Genomic DNA, 12,662 nt, shown 5'->3' on the forward strand with positions numbered 1-12,662 from the left:
CCTCCGGCGCTGCTCGACCAGCGAGGACCGCGTGCGCCTCAGACCTGCTTCCAGCCCTCCGGGCCGCCGCTGCCCGCGGGGTACTCGTCCAGCGGCACCGCGCCCGAGCGCCACGCGTCGAGCGCGGGCTGCACGATGCGCCAGCACTCCTCCGCCGCGTCGCCGCGCACCGAGAGCGAGGGGTCGTCGTCGAGGATCCCCGACAGCACCTCGCCGTACGCCAGGAGCTCCCCCTCGCCGAAGGTCGCCTCGAGCGACGCGCGCTCCAGCGTGTAGGGGTCTCCGGGACCGTTGATGTTCAGCTCGAGCGCCATCTTGTCCGGTGCGAGGAACAGCCGCAGCACCGAGGGCTCCTCCGTGCCGTGGAAGCCGCTGGGCAGGTGCGGCACCGGCTTGAAGCGGATGACCACCTCGCGGCGCCGCTCCCCCAGCGCCTTCCCCGAGCGGAGCGTGAAGGGGACCCCCGCCCAGCGCCAGGTGTCGATCTCGACGGTCAGCTCGGCGAGCGTCTCGGTGCCGCGCTCCGGGTCGACGCCCGGCTCCGAGGCGTAGGCCGGGAGCTCGCGGCCGTCGACCGAGCCCGCCCCGTAGCGCGCGCGACGCGAGCCGTCCTCCTCGCGGATCCGCGTGGCGCGAAGGACGATGCCCTTCGCGTCGCGCAGGTCGGCGGCGTCGAGCGTCGAGGGCGCCTCCATGGCGACGACGGCGAGCACCTGGAGCAGATGGCTCTGGATCATGTCGATGAGGGCGCCGGCGCCGTCGTAGTAGCCGGCCCGTCCCTCCAGCCCGAGCTGCTCGTCGTAGACGATCGCGACGCTCTCGATGTGCTCGGCCGACCACAGCGGCTCGAGGATCCGGTTCGCGAAGCGCAGTCCGAGGAGGTTCATGACGGTCGCGCGCCCGAGGAAGTGGTCCACGCGGTGCACGCGCTCCTCCGGGACGAGGGCGGCGAGGCGCTCGTTCAGGGCGCGAGCGCTGGCCTCGTCGACGCCGAACGGCTTCTCGAGGGCGAGGACGGTCCCCTCGGGCAGGCCGTGCACCGCGAGGGCGTCGCAGGCTTTCGCCGCGATGGCGGGCGGCAGGGCGAAGTAGATCGCCACGGGACCCTCGCAGCTCGCGAGCAGCGCGGCGAGCGCCTCCGGATCGGTCACGTCGATCTGCACGTAGCGCGTGCCGGCGACCATCTCGTCGGCACCGGTGCCGCTCGTGGCGACGGTGCCGAGGGAGGAGGAGAGCACCTCGTGCCAGTGCTCCTGCGTCCAGTCCTCCCGGCCCGCCCCGACGAGGTGCAGGCGGCGATCGGGCTCCCGGGTCAGCAGCTGGCCGACGGCCGGGAGGAGGAGGCGGGAGGACAGGTCCCCCGTCGCCCCGAGGATGAGCAGAGTCGAGACCGAGTGCGTCATGCGGCTCACCCTACGGCGCGGCTCGGACCGGATGCTCCGCCTTGACGGGGAGTGCTCGGCTCCTGCTGAGAGGATCCAGGCATGGTCTCCCCGATCGAGGACTACGCGGTCCTCTCCGACTGCCGCACCGCCGCTCTCGTCTCCCGCGACGGCGGCATCGACTGGCTCTGCCTCCCCCGCTTCGACTCCCCCTCCGTCTTCGGCGCCCTGCTCGGGGGCGACGACCAGGGCCGGTGGTCGCTGCGGCCGATCGACGCCGGCGCCCGGGTCGAGCGCCGCTACCTGGGCGACACCCTCGCCCTGGTGACGCGCTGGACCACGTCGAGCGGAGTCGTCGAGGTCACCGACGTGATGCCGCTGCGCGACGACCGGGCCGAGCTCGTGCGCCGGGTGCGGGGCGTCTCGGGCACCGTCCGGATGCGGCAGGAGCTGCGGCTCCGCTTCGACTACGCCCGGGTCGTGCCGTGGGTGCGCCAGGAGGGGACCGACGAGGCACCGCTGCTGGTCGCCGTCGCCGGTCCGGACGCGGTCGTCGTGCGCGGCATGCGGCTCACGGCCACCGACCACGTGCACTCCGCCGAGTTCGACGTCGCCGAGGGGTCGAGCATCGACCTCTCCATGGCCTGGTTCCCCTCGCACCACCGCTGGCCGAAGGCCCTCGACGTCGATCGCGCCCTCGAGAGCACGCTCGCCTGGTGGTCGGAGTGGGCGGGGACGATCCGCTACGACGGCCCGTACCGCGACGCGGTCGTGCGCTCGCTGCTCACCCTCCGGGCGCTGACCGACGACGAGACGGGCGGCATCGTCGCCGCCGCGACCACCTCGCTCCCGGAGGAGTTCGGCGGCAGCCGCAACTGGGACTACCGCTACGTCTGGCTGCGCGACGCCTCCCTGACCCTGCAGGCGCTGCTCGCGCACGGCTTCGAGCAGGAGGCGCAGAAGTGGCGAGCGTGGCTTCTCCGCGCCGTCGCGGGCGACCCGGCCGACGTCCAGATCATGTACGGCATCGCGGGCGAGCGCGACCTGTCCGAGCGCACGATGCCCAGCCTGCCCGGCTACGACGGCGCCTCCCCCGTCCGCATCGGCAACGGGGCGGTCGATCAGTACCAGGCCGACGTGATAGGCGAGGTGATGGTCGCCCTGCACGAGGCGCGGACGGCCGGAGTGGACGAGACCCGCTTCTCGTGGCCGCTGCAGCGCGCGCTGCTGGGGTTCGTCGAGCAGAACTGGCGGCGGCCGGACAACGGCATCTGGGAGATCCGCGGCGAGCCGCGCCACTTCACCCACTCGCGCGTCATGATCTGGGCGGCCCTGGACCGCGGGGTCCGCGGCGTGCGCGAGAACGGCCTCCCCGGGCCGGTCGAGACCTGGGAGGCGCTGCGCGACGAGGTCCGCGCCGAGATCGACGCCCAGGGCTACGACGCGGAGCGCGGCCACTTCGTGCAGTCCTACGGGTCGACCGAGGTCGACGCGTCCCTGCTCGTCCTGCCGATGGTCGGCTACCTCGACGCCGACGACCCGCGGATGACCGGCACCGTCGCCGAGATGGAGCGGACGCTCCTGCACGACGGGCTGCTGCACCGCTACCGCACCGAGTCCTCGGTCGACGGCCTGCCCGGCGGGGAGCACCCGTTCCTCGCCTGCTCGTTCTGGCTCGTGCGCCAGTACGCGTCCTCCGGCCGCCTGGACGACGCCCGCGCGCTGATGGACCGGCTGGTCGGGCTCGCCAACGACGTGGGCCTGCTCGCGGAGGAGTACGACGTCGAGAACCACCGGCACGCGGGCAACACCCCGCAGGCGCTCTCGCACCTCGCCCTCGTGCAGGCCGCCGACGCGATCGCGGACGCGCGATGAGCGCGCGACGGCGCCGGCCGCTCCGCCTCGTGCTCCTCGTCCTCGGCGCTCTCCTGGCGGTCGCCGTGCTCGGATTCCTCGTGTGGTCCTCGATCGTGAGCGGGCCCGACGAGGAGGCCCTCGAACGCGTCCGGGCGGACACCGGCGTGAGCGTCGAGCGCACCGACTCCGCGATCGTGATGACGCCGACCGGCGACTCCTCCGGCGAGGGCCTCGTCTTCGTCCCCGGCGCGAAGGTCGACGCCGCGTCCTACGAGGCGACGCTCGCTCCGCTCGTCGAGGAGGGCGCGACCGTCGTCATCACCCGGCCGATCCTGAACCTGGCCTTCTTCGACCTGCGCTCGCTCGAGAGCTTCACCGATCAGGCGGAGGGCGTCGACGAGTGGTTCGTCGGCGGGCACTCGCTGGGCGGGGTGAAGGCGTGCCAGTGGGCAGAGGGCGACGACGTCGCGGGTCTCGTCCTGCTCGGCAGCTACTGCGCGAACGACCTGTCCGGCTCCGGCACGGCGGTCCTGAGCGTCAGCGGCTCCGAGGACGGGCTGAGCACCCCCGAGAAGGTCGCCGCCGCGCGCGACCTGCTGCCCGACTCCGCCCTCGTGGTCGAGATCGAGGGCGCGAACCACGCCGCCTTCGGCTGGTACGGCGCCCAGGCGGGCGACGGCACGGCGACGATCGGGCACGAAGAGTCGGACGCGCAGCTCGCGGCAGCGCTCACCGCGTTCCTCGAGTCCCAGCGCTGATCGGGAGCGGCCGCGCGGCACGCGCTTGACCTCGAGCGCGCTCGAAGTCCTAGGGTGGCGCCATGTCCACCACCCGCATCGCCGAGGCGCCCGCCGCCCCGGCCCTGTCCATCTCCGAGGTCGCCTCGGCGACCGGTCTCACCGTGCACACGCTGCGCTACTACGAGCGCGTCGGGCTGATGCTCGAGCCCGTCGAGCGCGCCTCGTCGCGGCACCGGCGCTACAGCGCCTCGGACGTCGGGTGGGTCGACTTCCTGACCAAGCTCCGCGCGACGGGGATGCCCATCGCGCGCATCCGCGAGTACGCGGGGCTGCTCAGGATCGGTCCTGCGAGCGAGCCCGAGCGCCTCGCCCTCCTCCAGGCGCACCGCGCCGAGGTGGAGGAGCAGCTCGCGCGCACCCGCAGGAGTCTCGCCGCGATCGACTACAAGATCGCGGCCTACCAGGAGAGGACCACCTCGTGAAGCACACCATCCTCGGCTCCGGGAACCCCGGAACCGCCCTCGACGTCTCCCGCCTCGGCCTCGGCGCCATGGGCATGTCCGCCTTCTACTCGGGTGCCGGGAGCGACGACGCGGAGTCCGTCCGGACGCTGCACCGCGCCGTCGACCTCGGCGTCGTGTTCATCGACACCGCCGAGATCTACGGCCCGTTCCTCAACGAGGAGCTCGTCGGGCGCGCGCTCGCCGACCGCCGCGACGAGGTCGTGATCGCCAGCAAGTTCGGCATGATCCAGCACCGCGGCTCCGGCGAGCGCGGTCTCGACGGCTCGCCCGAGAACCTCCGCCTCGCCGTCGAGGGCTCGCTGCAGCGACTCGGCACCGACCGCATCGACCTCTACTACCAGCACCGGATGGATCCGGGCGTGCCGATCGAGGACACCGCCGGCGCGTTCGCCGAGCTGATCCAGGAGGGCAAGATCCTCGCCTACGGTCTGTCCGAGGCGGCGCCCGCGACGATCCGCCGCGCCCACGCCGTGCACCCGGTCACCGCCGTGCAGTCCGAGTACTCGCTCTGGACGCGCGACCCGGAGGCGGAGGTCCTGCCCCTGCTGCGCGAGCTCGGCATCGGCTTCGTGCCCTACTCGCCGCTCGGGCGCGGCTTCCTGACGGGGGCGATCCGCTCGGTCGACGAGCTGGGCGACGACGACTTCCGCCGCTCGAACCCCCGTTTCGCCGACGGGAACCTCGAGGCGAACATCCGCATCGTGGAGGAGGTCGACCGGGTCGCCGCCGAGGTCGGCGCCACCTCGGCGCAGGTCGCCCTGGCCTGGCTGCTCGCGCAGGGCGAGGGCATCGCGCCGATCCCGGGCACCAAGCGCGTCTCGCGCATCGAGGAGAACGCGGCGGCGGATGCGCTCGAGCTGACCACGGGGCAGCTCGCGGCGCTCTCGGCCATCGAGCCGCCCGTGGGCGACCGCTACGCCGACATGTCGTCGATCGGCCGCTAGGCGCGAAGGCACCGGCCCCACACCGCGAGATGCCACTCCGGTACGTCCGACACCTGCGTGTCGCGTACCCGAGTGGCATCCCGCGGACGGGGCCGGAGCGCTCAGTCCTGCGTCCGCGTCTCGCGCAGGTCGATCAGACCGGTGAACAGCGCGCCGCGCTCGTTCGACGCCGCGTCTCCCGAGAACAGGTTGTCCGGAGTCGCGTGCTGGCGCGGCACCGGGCGGGCAGCGCCGTTGGCTCCCGGCTCCTGCCGCTCCATCTCGACGCGCTGACGGGGCAGGGCCACGGGATCGTTCTCGTGCAGCCACTGCACGAGCCGCTCCCGCACGTAGCAGCGGAGATCGAAGAGCGTGGGCGCGTCCTTCGCGGTGACGAGCACGCGGATCCGCACGAAGCCGCCGACCGCGTCGGTCACCTGCAGCACGCTGACGCGGTGGTCCCAGAGCTCGGTCTCCTCGAGGATCCGGTGCAGCTCCTCGCGCATCTCGTCGGGCCGCACGCGCCAGTCGAGATCGAGCTCGACCGCTCCGAGCAGCTCCGACCCCGTGCGGGTCCAGTTCTGGAACGGCATCGTGGTGAAGTGGTTCGTGGGCAGCACGAGACGGCGGTCGTCCCAGAGGTGCACGACGACGTAGGTGAGGGTGATCTCCTCGATGCGGCCCCACTCCCCCTCGACGATCACGACGTCGTCCAGGCGGATCGCGTCGCTGAAGGCGAGCTGCACGCCCGCGAAGATGTTCGTCAGGCTCGATTGCGCGGCGAGGCCGGCCACGATCGAGAGCACTCCGGCCGACGCGAGGAGGCTGGCTCCCGCCGTGCGGGCCTGCGGGAAGGTGAGGAGCGCCGCTCCGATGGCCACGACCACGACCGCCGCGACCGCGACGCGGCGGATGATCGTCATTTGCGTCCGCAGCCGCCGGGCGCGCCGGTTGTCGACGGTGTCGGTGCGGTAGCGCTCGGCACCCAGGTCCTCGAGGAACACGATGAGGGCGCCGACCAGCCAGGCCGATGCGCCGATCGTCGCGATCTGGAAGATCCGGTCGACGAGGTCGGGAGCGAGATCGCCCGACACGGTGGCGGCGAGGGCCACCCAGACCGCGATCGTGAGCAGGAGCACGCGGAACGGGATGCGGACGCGGCGGATGAGCAGCCGCGCCCAGGTCTTGCGCTTGCCGATGGTGCGGATCACGAGGGCGACCACGGCGGTCACGACCACGGCGATCACCACGGCGATGGCGACGGCGAGGGCGATGCCGCCGATCTCGGGGAGGACGTCTTCGGGCACGTCGGTCCTTTCGTCTGGAGGGAGGGATCGCGCGAGCGGACAGCCTGCCACGGACGAGCCGGGAGCCGGTGTGCGCCGGAACGACGTCAGGGGATGCCCAGCACGGTGCGGGCCCGCGCACAGCGGACCCGATCGGGTGCGGGCCCACGAGCACGGAGAGGGCCGGCGGCCGCTCGCGCGTGGGGCGACCGCGCCCCGGAACGACGAAACGCCCGCCGGAGGGGCGGGCGTCTCGGGTGGTGCACCCCCTCGGACTTGAACCGAGAACCCACTGATTGATTGGGAGGGTACGCCCCTGTCCATAATCGTCCGCCGCTTCGGCGAGATATGCAAACCGAGCACCGATCCGCGACCGCGCGCGAAGGCCCCGTTGCCGTCAGCGTTGCCGTCACCGAGACGTGTTCAAGAGTCATCCGTCCGAATACCGGGCAGCGCCCGAGCCCCTGGCCCTCTCCACTTCTGTCCCCCTCGATTCGACGGCGTCCGCAGCCGTCCACAGACAGAAGAAGGCACTCCCGTGGACCCTCTCCTCCTCAGCCCCGCCGACGCGGCCCGCATCCTCGGCCTCGGCCGCTCCACGCTATACGAGCTCCTCGCGAGCGGCACGATCCCCTCCGTCAAGATCGGGGCCGCCCGCCGCGTCCGCTCCGCCGACCTCCGCGCTTACGTCGCCGGGCTGGCCCACAGTGGCTAGGCGCGCGAACGGCGAAGGGACGGTCTACCGGCGCACCGACGGCCGCTGGGAGGCCTCGTTCAGCTACACGGACGCCGAGACGGGCAAGTCACGTCGAGCGAGCTCATACGGCAAGACGCGCGCCGGAGCCCTCGAGGCTCGCGCGGCGAAGCAAGCACGCCTCGCCGCGGGGCAGCCGATGCGCGACGCTCCGTCACTCCTCGGCACGTACACCGAAGACTGGATCGGCTCCACTCTCCGAGCGTCGAACCGAAAGCTGTCCACGCGCGAGACCTACGCCGCCGTCGCCCGTACCTGGATCGTCCGAGGGCCTCTGGCCCCGATCTCGCTCGCCCGTCTCACCGCGCGGGACGTCGAGCGCTGGCTCGCCCACATGGAGGACAGTGGCCGCTCGGCGTCCTCGATGCGCCAGACCTACTCGATCCTCCGAGCCGTCCTCGAGACCGCCGTCCGAGACGGGCTTCTCGCTGTGAACGTCGCCGCGCTCGTGAAGCGCCCAGCCGCGAAGCGCTACGAGGCTCGCGCGCTGACCCCCCGAGAGGCCATAGTCCTACTCGACGCCGGCGACTCCGGCCGCTACGGCGATCTCTTCCGCCTCATCGCCTACACGGGGATGCGCCGGGGCGAGGCGCTGGCCCTCCGCTGGGAGGACGTCGACGCCCTCGAGGACGTCCTCTTCGTGCGCGGCACGCTCACCCGAGCCGGCGGACAGCTGATTCGGACCGAGCCGAAGACCGCGCGGTCCCGACGCCGCATCCCGCTATCCGCTCCCGCTCGGGCCGCCCTCCGGTCGCAGCGAGTCCGACAGGCGGGCGACCGCGCCGCCTTCGGTGACGCCTGGCAGGACCACGGCCTCGTGTTCGCCGCAGAGCTCGGCGGGCCGGCAGAACCCGGAAACGTCTCGCGCGCCTTCCGAACGGCCGCCGCGAAGGCTGGGATCGACGGCTCAGTCGGCCTGCACGCGCTCCGGCACTCCGCCGCGACGCTGATGCTCATCGCGGGGGTCCCGCTGACGGAGGTTTCGCGTGTGCTCGGGCACTCGTCGATCGCGATTACGGCCGATGTGTACGGGCACCCGACCGCCGAGAGCCAGCGCGTGGCGGTCGACGCGCTGGCGGGGGCATATGGCGTGTCGTGAGCAGCACGCCGCCTCCTGGCCCTCTCCTCTCCTGACACCGGAGCTCTGTTCGGTGCGCCGCGCCGACACCGAATGAGCCCAGTGCCCTCTCCCCTCCCGTTGCCCCCGTTCCTCCGCGCGTTCGCCGAGGACGTCCTCGCGCTCTCCTCGCAACTCGGCGCCGCGCAAGACGTCCAGTGGGTCGGCTCGCCGCGTCTGGTCGTCGACAGCGACGGCCGGCGCGCGACCGGCACCTACTCGGATCCGGTGCCGGCGACGGTGGCCGACCCGGGCCGGCTCCGCGTCCGCGCCGCGGTGGTCGGCGCCGAGACGACGCTCCGCCAGGCGCGGGCAGCGGTCGACGATGCGTCGGCCGCGCTCGAGCTCGCCCTCGCCGAGTGGAGCGCCGGTGTGCGCTAGTGCAAGAACCGCCGACGTGACGGATCCACGTCACTACTAGATACCCCCCTACTGGTTCTCTCTCTCTCAAGAGGGAGTTGTGGAGCTACAAGAACTCCGTCACTCGTCGGCCGTTCTTGCACTCCCTCGTCAAGGAGCCCTCCGTGCCCGGCACCTACCTCGACGCCCTCGCGCGTCTCTCCGACTCCCCGCGCAACCTCCGCCGTGACGGCGCCAACCTCCGCCGCACCGTCGCCGAGTCCTACGGACCCGTCGTCCTGACGTTGCCGTCGCCTCGGCGCCTGGCGCGCGCCCTAGTCCTGCCGACGATCCGCGAGGTCCGCGAGGTCTACAACCGCAGCGGAGTCCTCGTCGGCCGGCGCGACCCCGCTCAGCCGCTCGAGCCCCTCAGCCTCGGCGAGCCCGTCGTCGCCGAGCTCGTACGCCGCCTCGCCGAGCTACCCGACCGGCGCGACGCCCGCGACATGTACCTCCGGCTCCGCCGCTTCGCCACTCTCGACGCCACGGCCGCGGCCGACCTCGTCCGGCAGGCCATCGCCAGAGCGCACCTCGAAGCGGACGCCGAGCCAGTGGCGAAGGCACCCGCAGCCCCACGTCCACCGGCGGCGACACCCCTCGAGCGTGACCGCGCCTACCGCCAGCGTCAGGGACACCACGAGCGCACGTCGAGCGCACATTTCATGCGCCAATACCTCACGGGCTGGGGAGGTGCCGGTGAGCAACCTGTGGTCGGTTCGAAGGTGCCCGCTCCGGATCTCCACGCCTCCGCCCGAGAAGCCATCGCCGAGGCCGTCGAGACGCGCGACGGGCTGCTTCCCGGCGAGGTCTGGGAGGAAGTCGCCACGGAGGAGCACCTCCCGCCAAACCCCCGCCTACCCGGCGTGCGCGTCTTCTACGAGGTCGCCGACGCCGTCCTCGGCGAGCGCCGGCGCACCTCCGCCGGCTACGTCTTCCAGATCCCACCCCTCGCGCCCGCCATCGCTCGCGCCGACCGCATCCTCGAAGGAGGCCCCGAAATGGACATCGCCACCGCCGTTCTCGACCGTGTCGTCGCTCGACTCGCTGACGAAGTGCTCGAGGAGCACGGCGGCGACTTCCGCGCGGCGATCTCAACGCTCATGGAGCGCGGCGAGCGCGCAGCGGCGCTGACGCTCCAGGCCACGTCGGTTCGCGCTCCCGTGATCGACCTCGCCTCGCGCCGGAAGGCCTCGTGACAGCCTTCTAGCTGGCAGTGTGCCGAGCGCCACCGCACCCGCCTCGCCAAGATCCGCAGAACGACGCGGGTCTCGGCGGGGCGGCTCTCAGGTTCGCGAGCAGCGTGGCCCTCTCCTCATGTGTAGGGGGAGTCCGACTGGACACGGGCTCCCCCGCCCCCTTTTTACCGATCGCCGTTCCGCAACAGGAAGGGAGCAGCCATTGCTCTGCCCCGAATGCTCCGGCCCTCTCCGCGGCCGGCAGAAGCTCTGCTCCCAGCGGTGCCGCTCCAAGCGTCACCGCACCGTCGAACGCCAGCGCCGCGCTGCCGCCCTCGGCTACCTCGACGCTGCCGCCGCCGACCCCGCGTCCGCCGCCGCTCTCGCCCGCCGCGCTCGAGCGGCCCTCGCCGCGTGACCGGCGCGAACGACGGTCCCGTCGTGATCAACGGCACTGTCTACCTCCCCAGCATCCGCCAGGACGGCTCCCCGTCCGGCGACTGGGTCCCCATGTTCGACGCCCGCGACCTCCTCGGCGACGACTAACTCTGCCCTCGGGCGACGAAAGGCACCATGCAGATGATCATCATGACCCCCGCGCTCGCGCAGGAGCGCTTCGCCGACTGGGTCGTCGACCTCGTCGACGGCGCTCGCGAGCTCCACGACGCCTACCTCGTGACGCTCCCCGCCGTGGACGACGCGACCGCCGCGCACCGCGAAAGGATCCGCGAGAGCGGAGCGATCCGAGCGACTGCACCTCACTCCCACGAGCTCGAGGACGCGGACCGCCGGACGGCCGAGGCGGCACGCACCCTTGACGCAGCGAAGAAGGTCGCGGAGCGCGCGCGCGTCGCCTTCGAGCGCGCCGTCGAGCGAGGTCGCGGCACCGAGGCCGTCCGAGTCGAGGCCGCTCGTCGCGCCCTCGCGTACCACTCCCGCGCGGATGCCGCGCTGACGGAGCTCGAGGACACGGTCGACCGTGTCGACGCCGCCTGGGTCATGGCCGGACAGCCCGGCCGCTCCTGGCGCGCGAACGCCTTCGGCGACACCGGCGATGCGCAGCGAGTGGCACTCCAGGCACTCCGTCAGCGTATTGACGGCTTCGACGTCCAGCGCGTGACCGAGGCCGCCGCCGGCGCCGAAGTGGAGCCCGAGCTTCACGGGAACGCGCTCGTCCGCAAGCTCGCCGCTCAGGTCAAGGGCTCAGGCCCGATCCTCCTCGCCTCCTAGGAGCACCGTGTCCACTATCGACGACATCGTCCGCAGCGTCACCGCCGCCGCCCAGCCCCGCTACTCCATCGCCGACCTCTCCCCCACGGAGCAAACCGTCTACACCCGCGCCGCCGAGCGCGCCGGCCTGACGGTCGAGCAGGCCCTGGCCCGCGATCGCGAGCAGCTGGCCGGCGCCCAGGCCGAGATCGAGCGGTCCGAGCAGGCCCGCCAGACCGCCCTCGACGTCATTCGACGGCGCTAGGCCCCATGCACCGCGGGCCGGACGGCGCGCTCCTCGCCGGCGATGCTCTCCGCGCTTCCATCGAGGCGCGGGAGCTCGCCGCGCTTCAAGCCCACGCCGCCAGAATCAACTCCCGCCGCCCGTCAGCGCGCTCGTGAGCAGGTTGCCCAACACGCCTAGACCGACGGAGCCGACCGCGGATCCCACGATGGCTATCAATGCCTTCACCCTAGATCGACTTCCCGTTGCGACTATCTCGAAAGCGGGAAGCCATTTCCTTGTGAATCGGACAAGCCAAAATGCGCCGGTCAATGACCACACAAGCACTACAGCGGTCGCCAGGTAACCGATAGGCTCGTCGTACTCCCCACTGGCAGTCGTCAACTTCGCGACGATATCGGCAATGTTGTAGAAGAGCACTGACAGCGCTATGTAGTAAAGCACGCCGAGAAAGCCTCTACTTCGCACCCAGCCCAGCTTAGCCTCTCCGCCGCGCGCCTCTTCTAGTAGAGAGGTGAAGGTGGCCGTCGCCCACTGACGATCCGCCGAAGCGACGCTGACCATCAGACCGTCGTCATCGCCAGTCAGCGTAACAGCGTGGCCCGAGATCCGACCGCTCGGCGCTGCAGCCACAATTTCAGTGAACTTTTGACCTTGAAGCCACTTACCGAGTTCATCGGCAGTGCCGGTCACTGAGCGAGTGTCCCCTACAGCCCTTTTAATTGTGACGTTGATGCGGCCCGCCTGACGAGCATCGTCTTCAGCTTCTTGAAGGTCCTGCTCAGCGCCATCTACTCTCTTCTGCACCTGCGCACGCAAGTCCTCGTAGCGCCCATCCGCGTAGGACTTGATGTCTTCCCGCGCTGACTCCACTCGGCGCCGCTGGATCTCTGTGCTGCTCTGAACAAACGGCTGCACCAAGGGTTCGAATGGGGTTTCCATCAACTGAAGTAGTCGCAGAAACGCAAGCGGTGAGCCCGACCATGTCGGCAATTGCTTCCAGCGGCGGACATGTTCGGGTAGCTGTGGCATGGGACCACGTTAGCGGCACC

Annotated in this window: 14 protein-coding genes; 11 read left to right on the forward strand and 3 right to left on the reverse strand. The window is 71.6% G+C overall.

Annotated features, from left to right (window positions below; all coding sequences use genetic code 11):
• Window positions 1–38: 38 nt before the first annotated feature.
• Window positions 39–1,403, reverse strand: a complete 1,365-nt coding sequence (locus tag AC0CID_RS06515) for a glucose-6-phosphate dehydrogenase (RefSeq protein ID WP_465226173.1) — start codon at window positions 1,401–1,403, stop codon at window positions 39–41.
• Window positions 1,404–1,484: 81 nt separating this feature from the next.
• Between AC0CID_RS06515 and AC0CID_RS06520 the strand changes: the two genes are divergently transcribed.
• The 4 genes from AC0CID_RS06520 (at window position 1,485) to AC0CID_RS06535 (ending at window position 5,447) form a co-directional block, all read left to right on the forward strand.
• Window positions 1,485–3,257, forward strand: a complete 1,773-nt coding sequence (locus AC0CID_RS06520; protein WP_465226174.1) for a glycoside hydrolase family 15 protein — start codon at window positions 1,485–1,487, stop codon at window positions 3,255–3,257.
• The gene (locus tag AC0CID_RS06525; protein WP_465226175.1) at window positions 3,254–3,997 is read left to right on the forward strand and encodes an alpha/beta hydrolase; all 744 of its coding nucleotides are present in this window, start codon (window positions 3,254–3,256) and stop codon (window positions 3,995–3,997) included. The genes AC0CID_RS06520 and AC0CID_RS06525 overlap by 4 nt, the downstream gene beginning before the upstream one ends.
• A gap of 62 nt (window positions 3,998–4,059) precedes the next feature.
• Window positions 4,060–4,461, forward strand: a complete 402-nt coding sequence (locus AC0CID_RS06530) for a MerR family transcriptional regulator (protein WP_207404658.1) — start codon at window positions 4,060–4,062, stop codon at window positions 4,459–4,461.
• Window positions 4,458–5,447, forward strand: a complete 990-nt coding sequence (locus AC0CID_RS06535) for an aldo/keto reductase (protein WP_465226176.1) — start codon at window positions 4,458–4,460, stop codon at window positions 5,445–5,447. The genes AC0CID_RS06530 and AC0CID_RS06535 overlap by 4 nt, the downstream gene beginning before the upstream one ends.
• Window positions 5,448–5,548: 101 nt before the next feature.
• Here AC0CID_RS06535 and AC0CID_RS06540 read toward each other — a convergent pair whose 3' ends face one another.
• Window positions 5,549–6,733 (reverse strand): mechanosensitive ion channel family protein, encoded by a 1,185-nt coding sequence (locus AC0CID_RS06540; protein WP_465226177.1) that lies wholly within the window; start codon window positions 6,731–6,733, stop codon window positions 5,549–5,551.
• Window positions 6,734–7,250: 517 nt separating this feature from the next.
• On the opposite strand from AC0CID_RS06540, the gene AC0CID_RS06545 reads away from it, so the two are divergent.
• From AC0CID_RS06545 to AC0CID_RS06575, 7 genes are all read left to right on the forward strand, one after another.
• Complete coding sequence (locus AC0CID_RS06545) at window positions 7,251–7,427, forward strand: helix-turn-helix domain-containing protein (protein WP_465226178.1); 177 nt, start codon at window positions 7,251–7,253, stop codon at window positions 7,425–7,427.
• Window positions 7,420–8,565, forward strand: a complete 1,146-nt coding sequence (locus AC0CID_RS06550; RefSeq protein WP_465226179.1) for a tyrosine-type recombinase/integrase — start codon at window positions 7,420–7,422, stop codon at window positions 8,563–8,565. The genes AC0CID_RS06545 and AC0CID_RS06550 overlap by 8 nt, the downstream gene beginning before the upstream one ends.
• 81 nt (window positions 8,566–8,646) lie before the next feature.
• Window positions 8,647–8,964, forward strand: coding sequence for a DUF7169 domain-containing protein (locus AC0CID_RS06555; protein WP_465226180.1), 318 nt, complete (start codon window positions 8,647–8,649; stop codon window positions 8,962–8,964).
• Between the two features lie 143 nt (window positions 8,965–9,107).
• A complete protein-coding gene (locus tag AC0CID_RS06560) occupies window positions 9,108–10,178 on the forward strand; it encodes a hypothetical protein (protein ID WP_465226181.1) in 1,071 nt (356 codons plus the stop codon).
• A gap of 393 nt (window positions 10,179–10,571) precedes the next feature.
• Window positions 10,572–10,703, forward strand: a complete 132-nt coding sequence (locus AC0CID_RS06565) for a hypothetical protein (RefSeq protein WP_465226182.1) — start codon at window positions 10,572–10,574, stop codon at window positions 10,701–10,703.
• A 27-nt stretch (window positions 10,704–10,730) separates the two neighbouring features.
• The gene (locus AC0CID_RS06570; protein WP_465226183.1) at window positions 10,731–11,387 is read left to right on the forward strand and encodes a hypothetical protein; all 657 of its coding nucleotides are present in this window, start codon (window positions 10,731–10,733) and stop codon (window positions 11,385–11,387) included.
• Between the two features lie 7 nt (window positions 11,388–11,394).
• Window positions 11,395–11,631, forward strand: coding sequence for a hypothetical protein (locus AC0CID_RS06575; protein ID WP_465226184.1), 237 nt, complete (start codon window positions 11,395–11,397; stop codon window positions 11,629–11,631).
• 105 nt (window positions 11,632–11,736) lie between these two features.
• Here the strand turns inward: AC0CID_RS06575 and AC0CID_RS06580 are convergent, their stop codons facing one another.
• Window positions 11,737–12,642, reverse strand: coding sequence for a hypothetical protein (locus tag AC0CID_RS06580; protein ID WP_465226185.1), 906 nt, complete (start codon window positions 12,640–12,642; stop codon window positions 11,737–11,739).
• Window positions 12,643–12,662: the final 20 nt, after the last annotated feature.

This window comes from Rathayibacter sp. AC451, assembly GCF_979253095.1.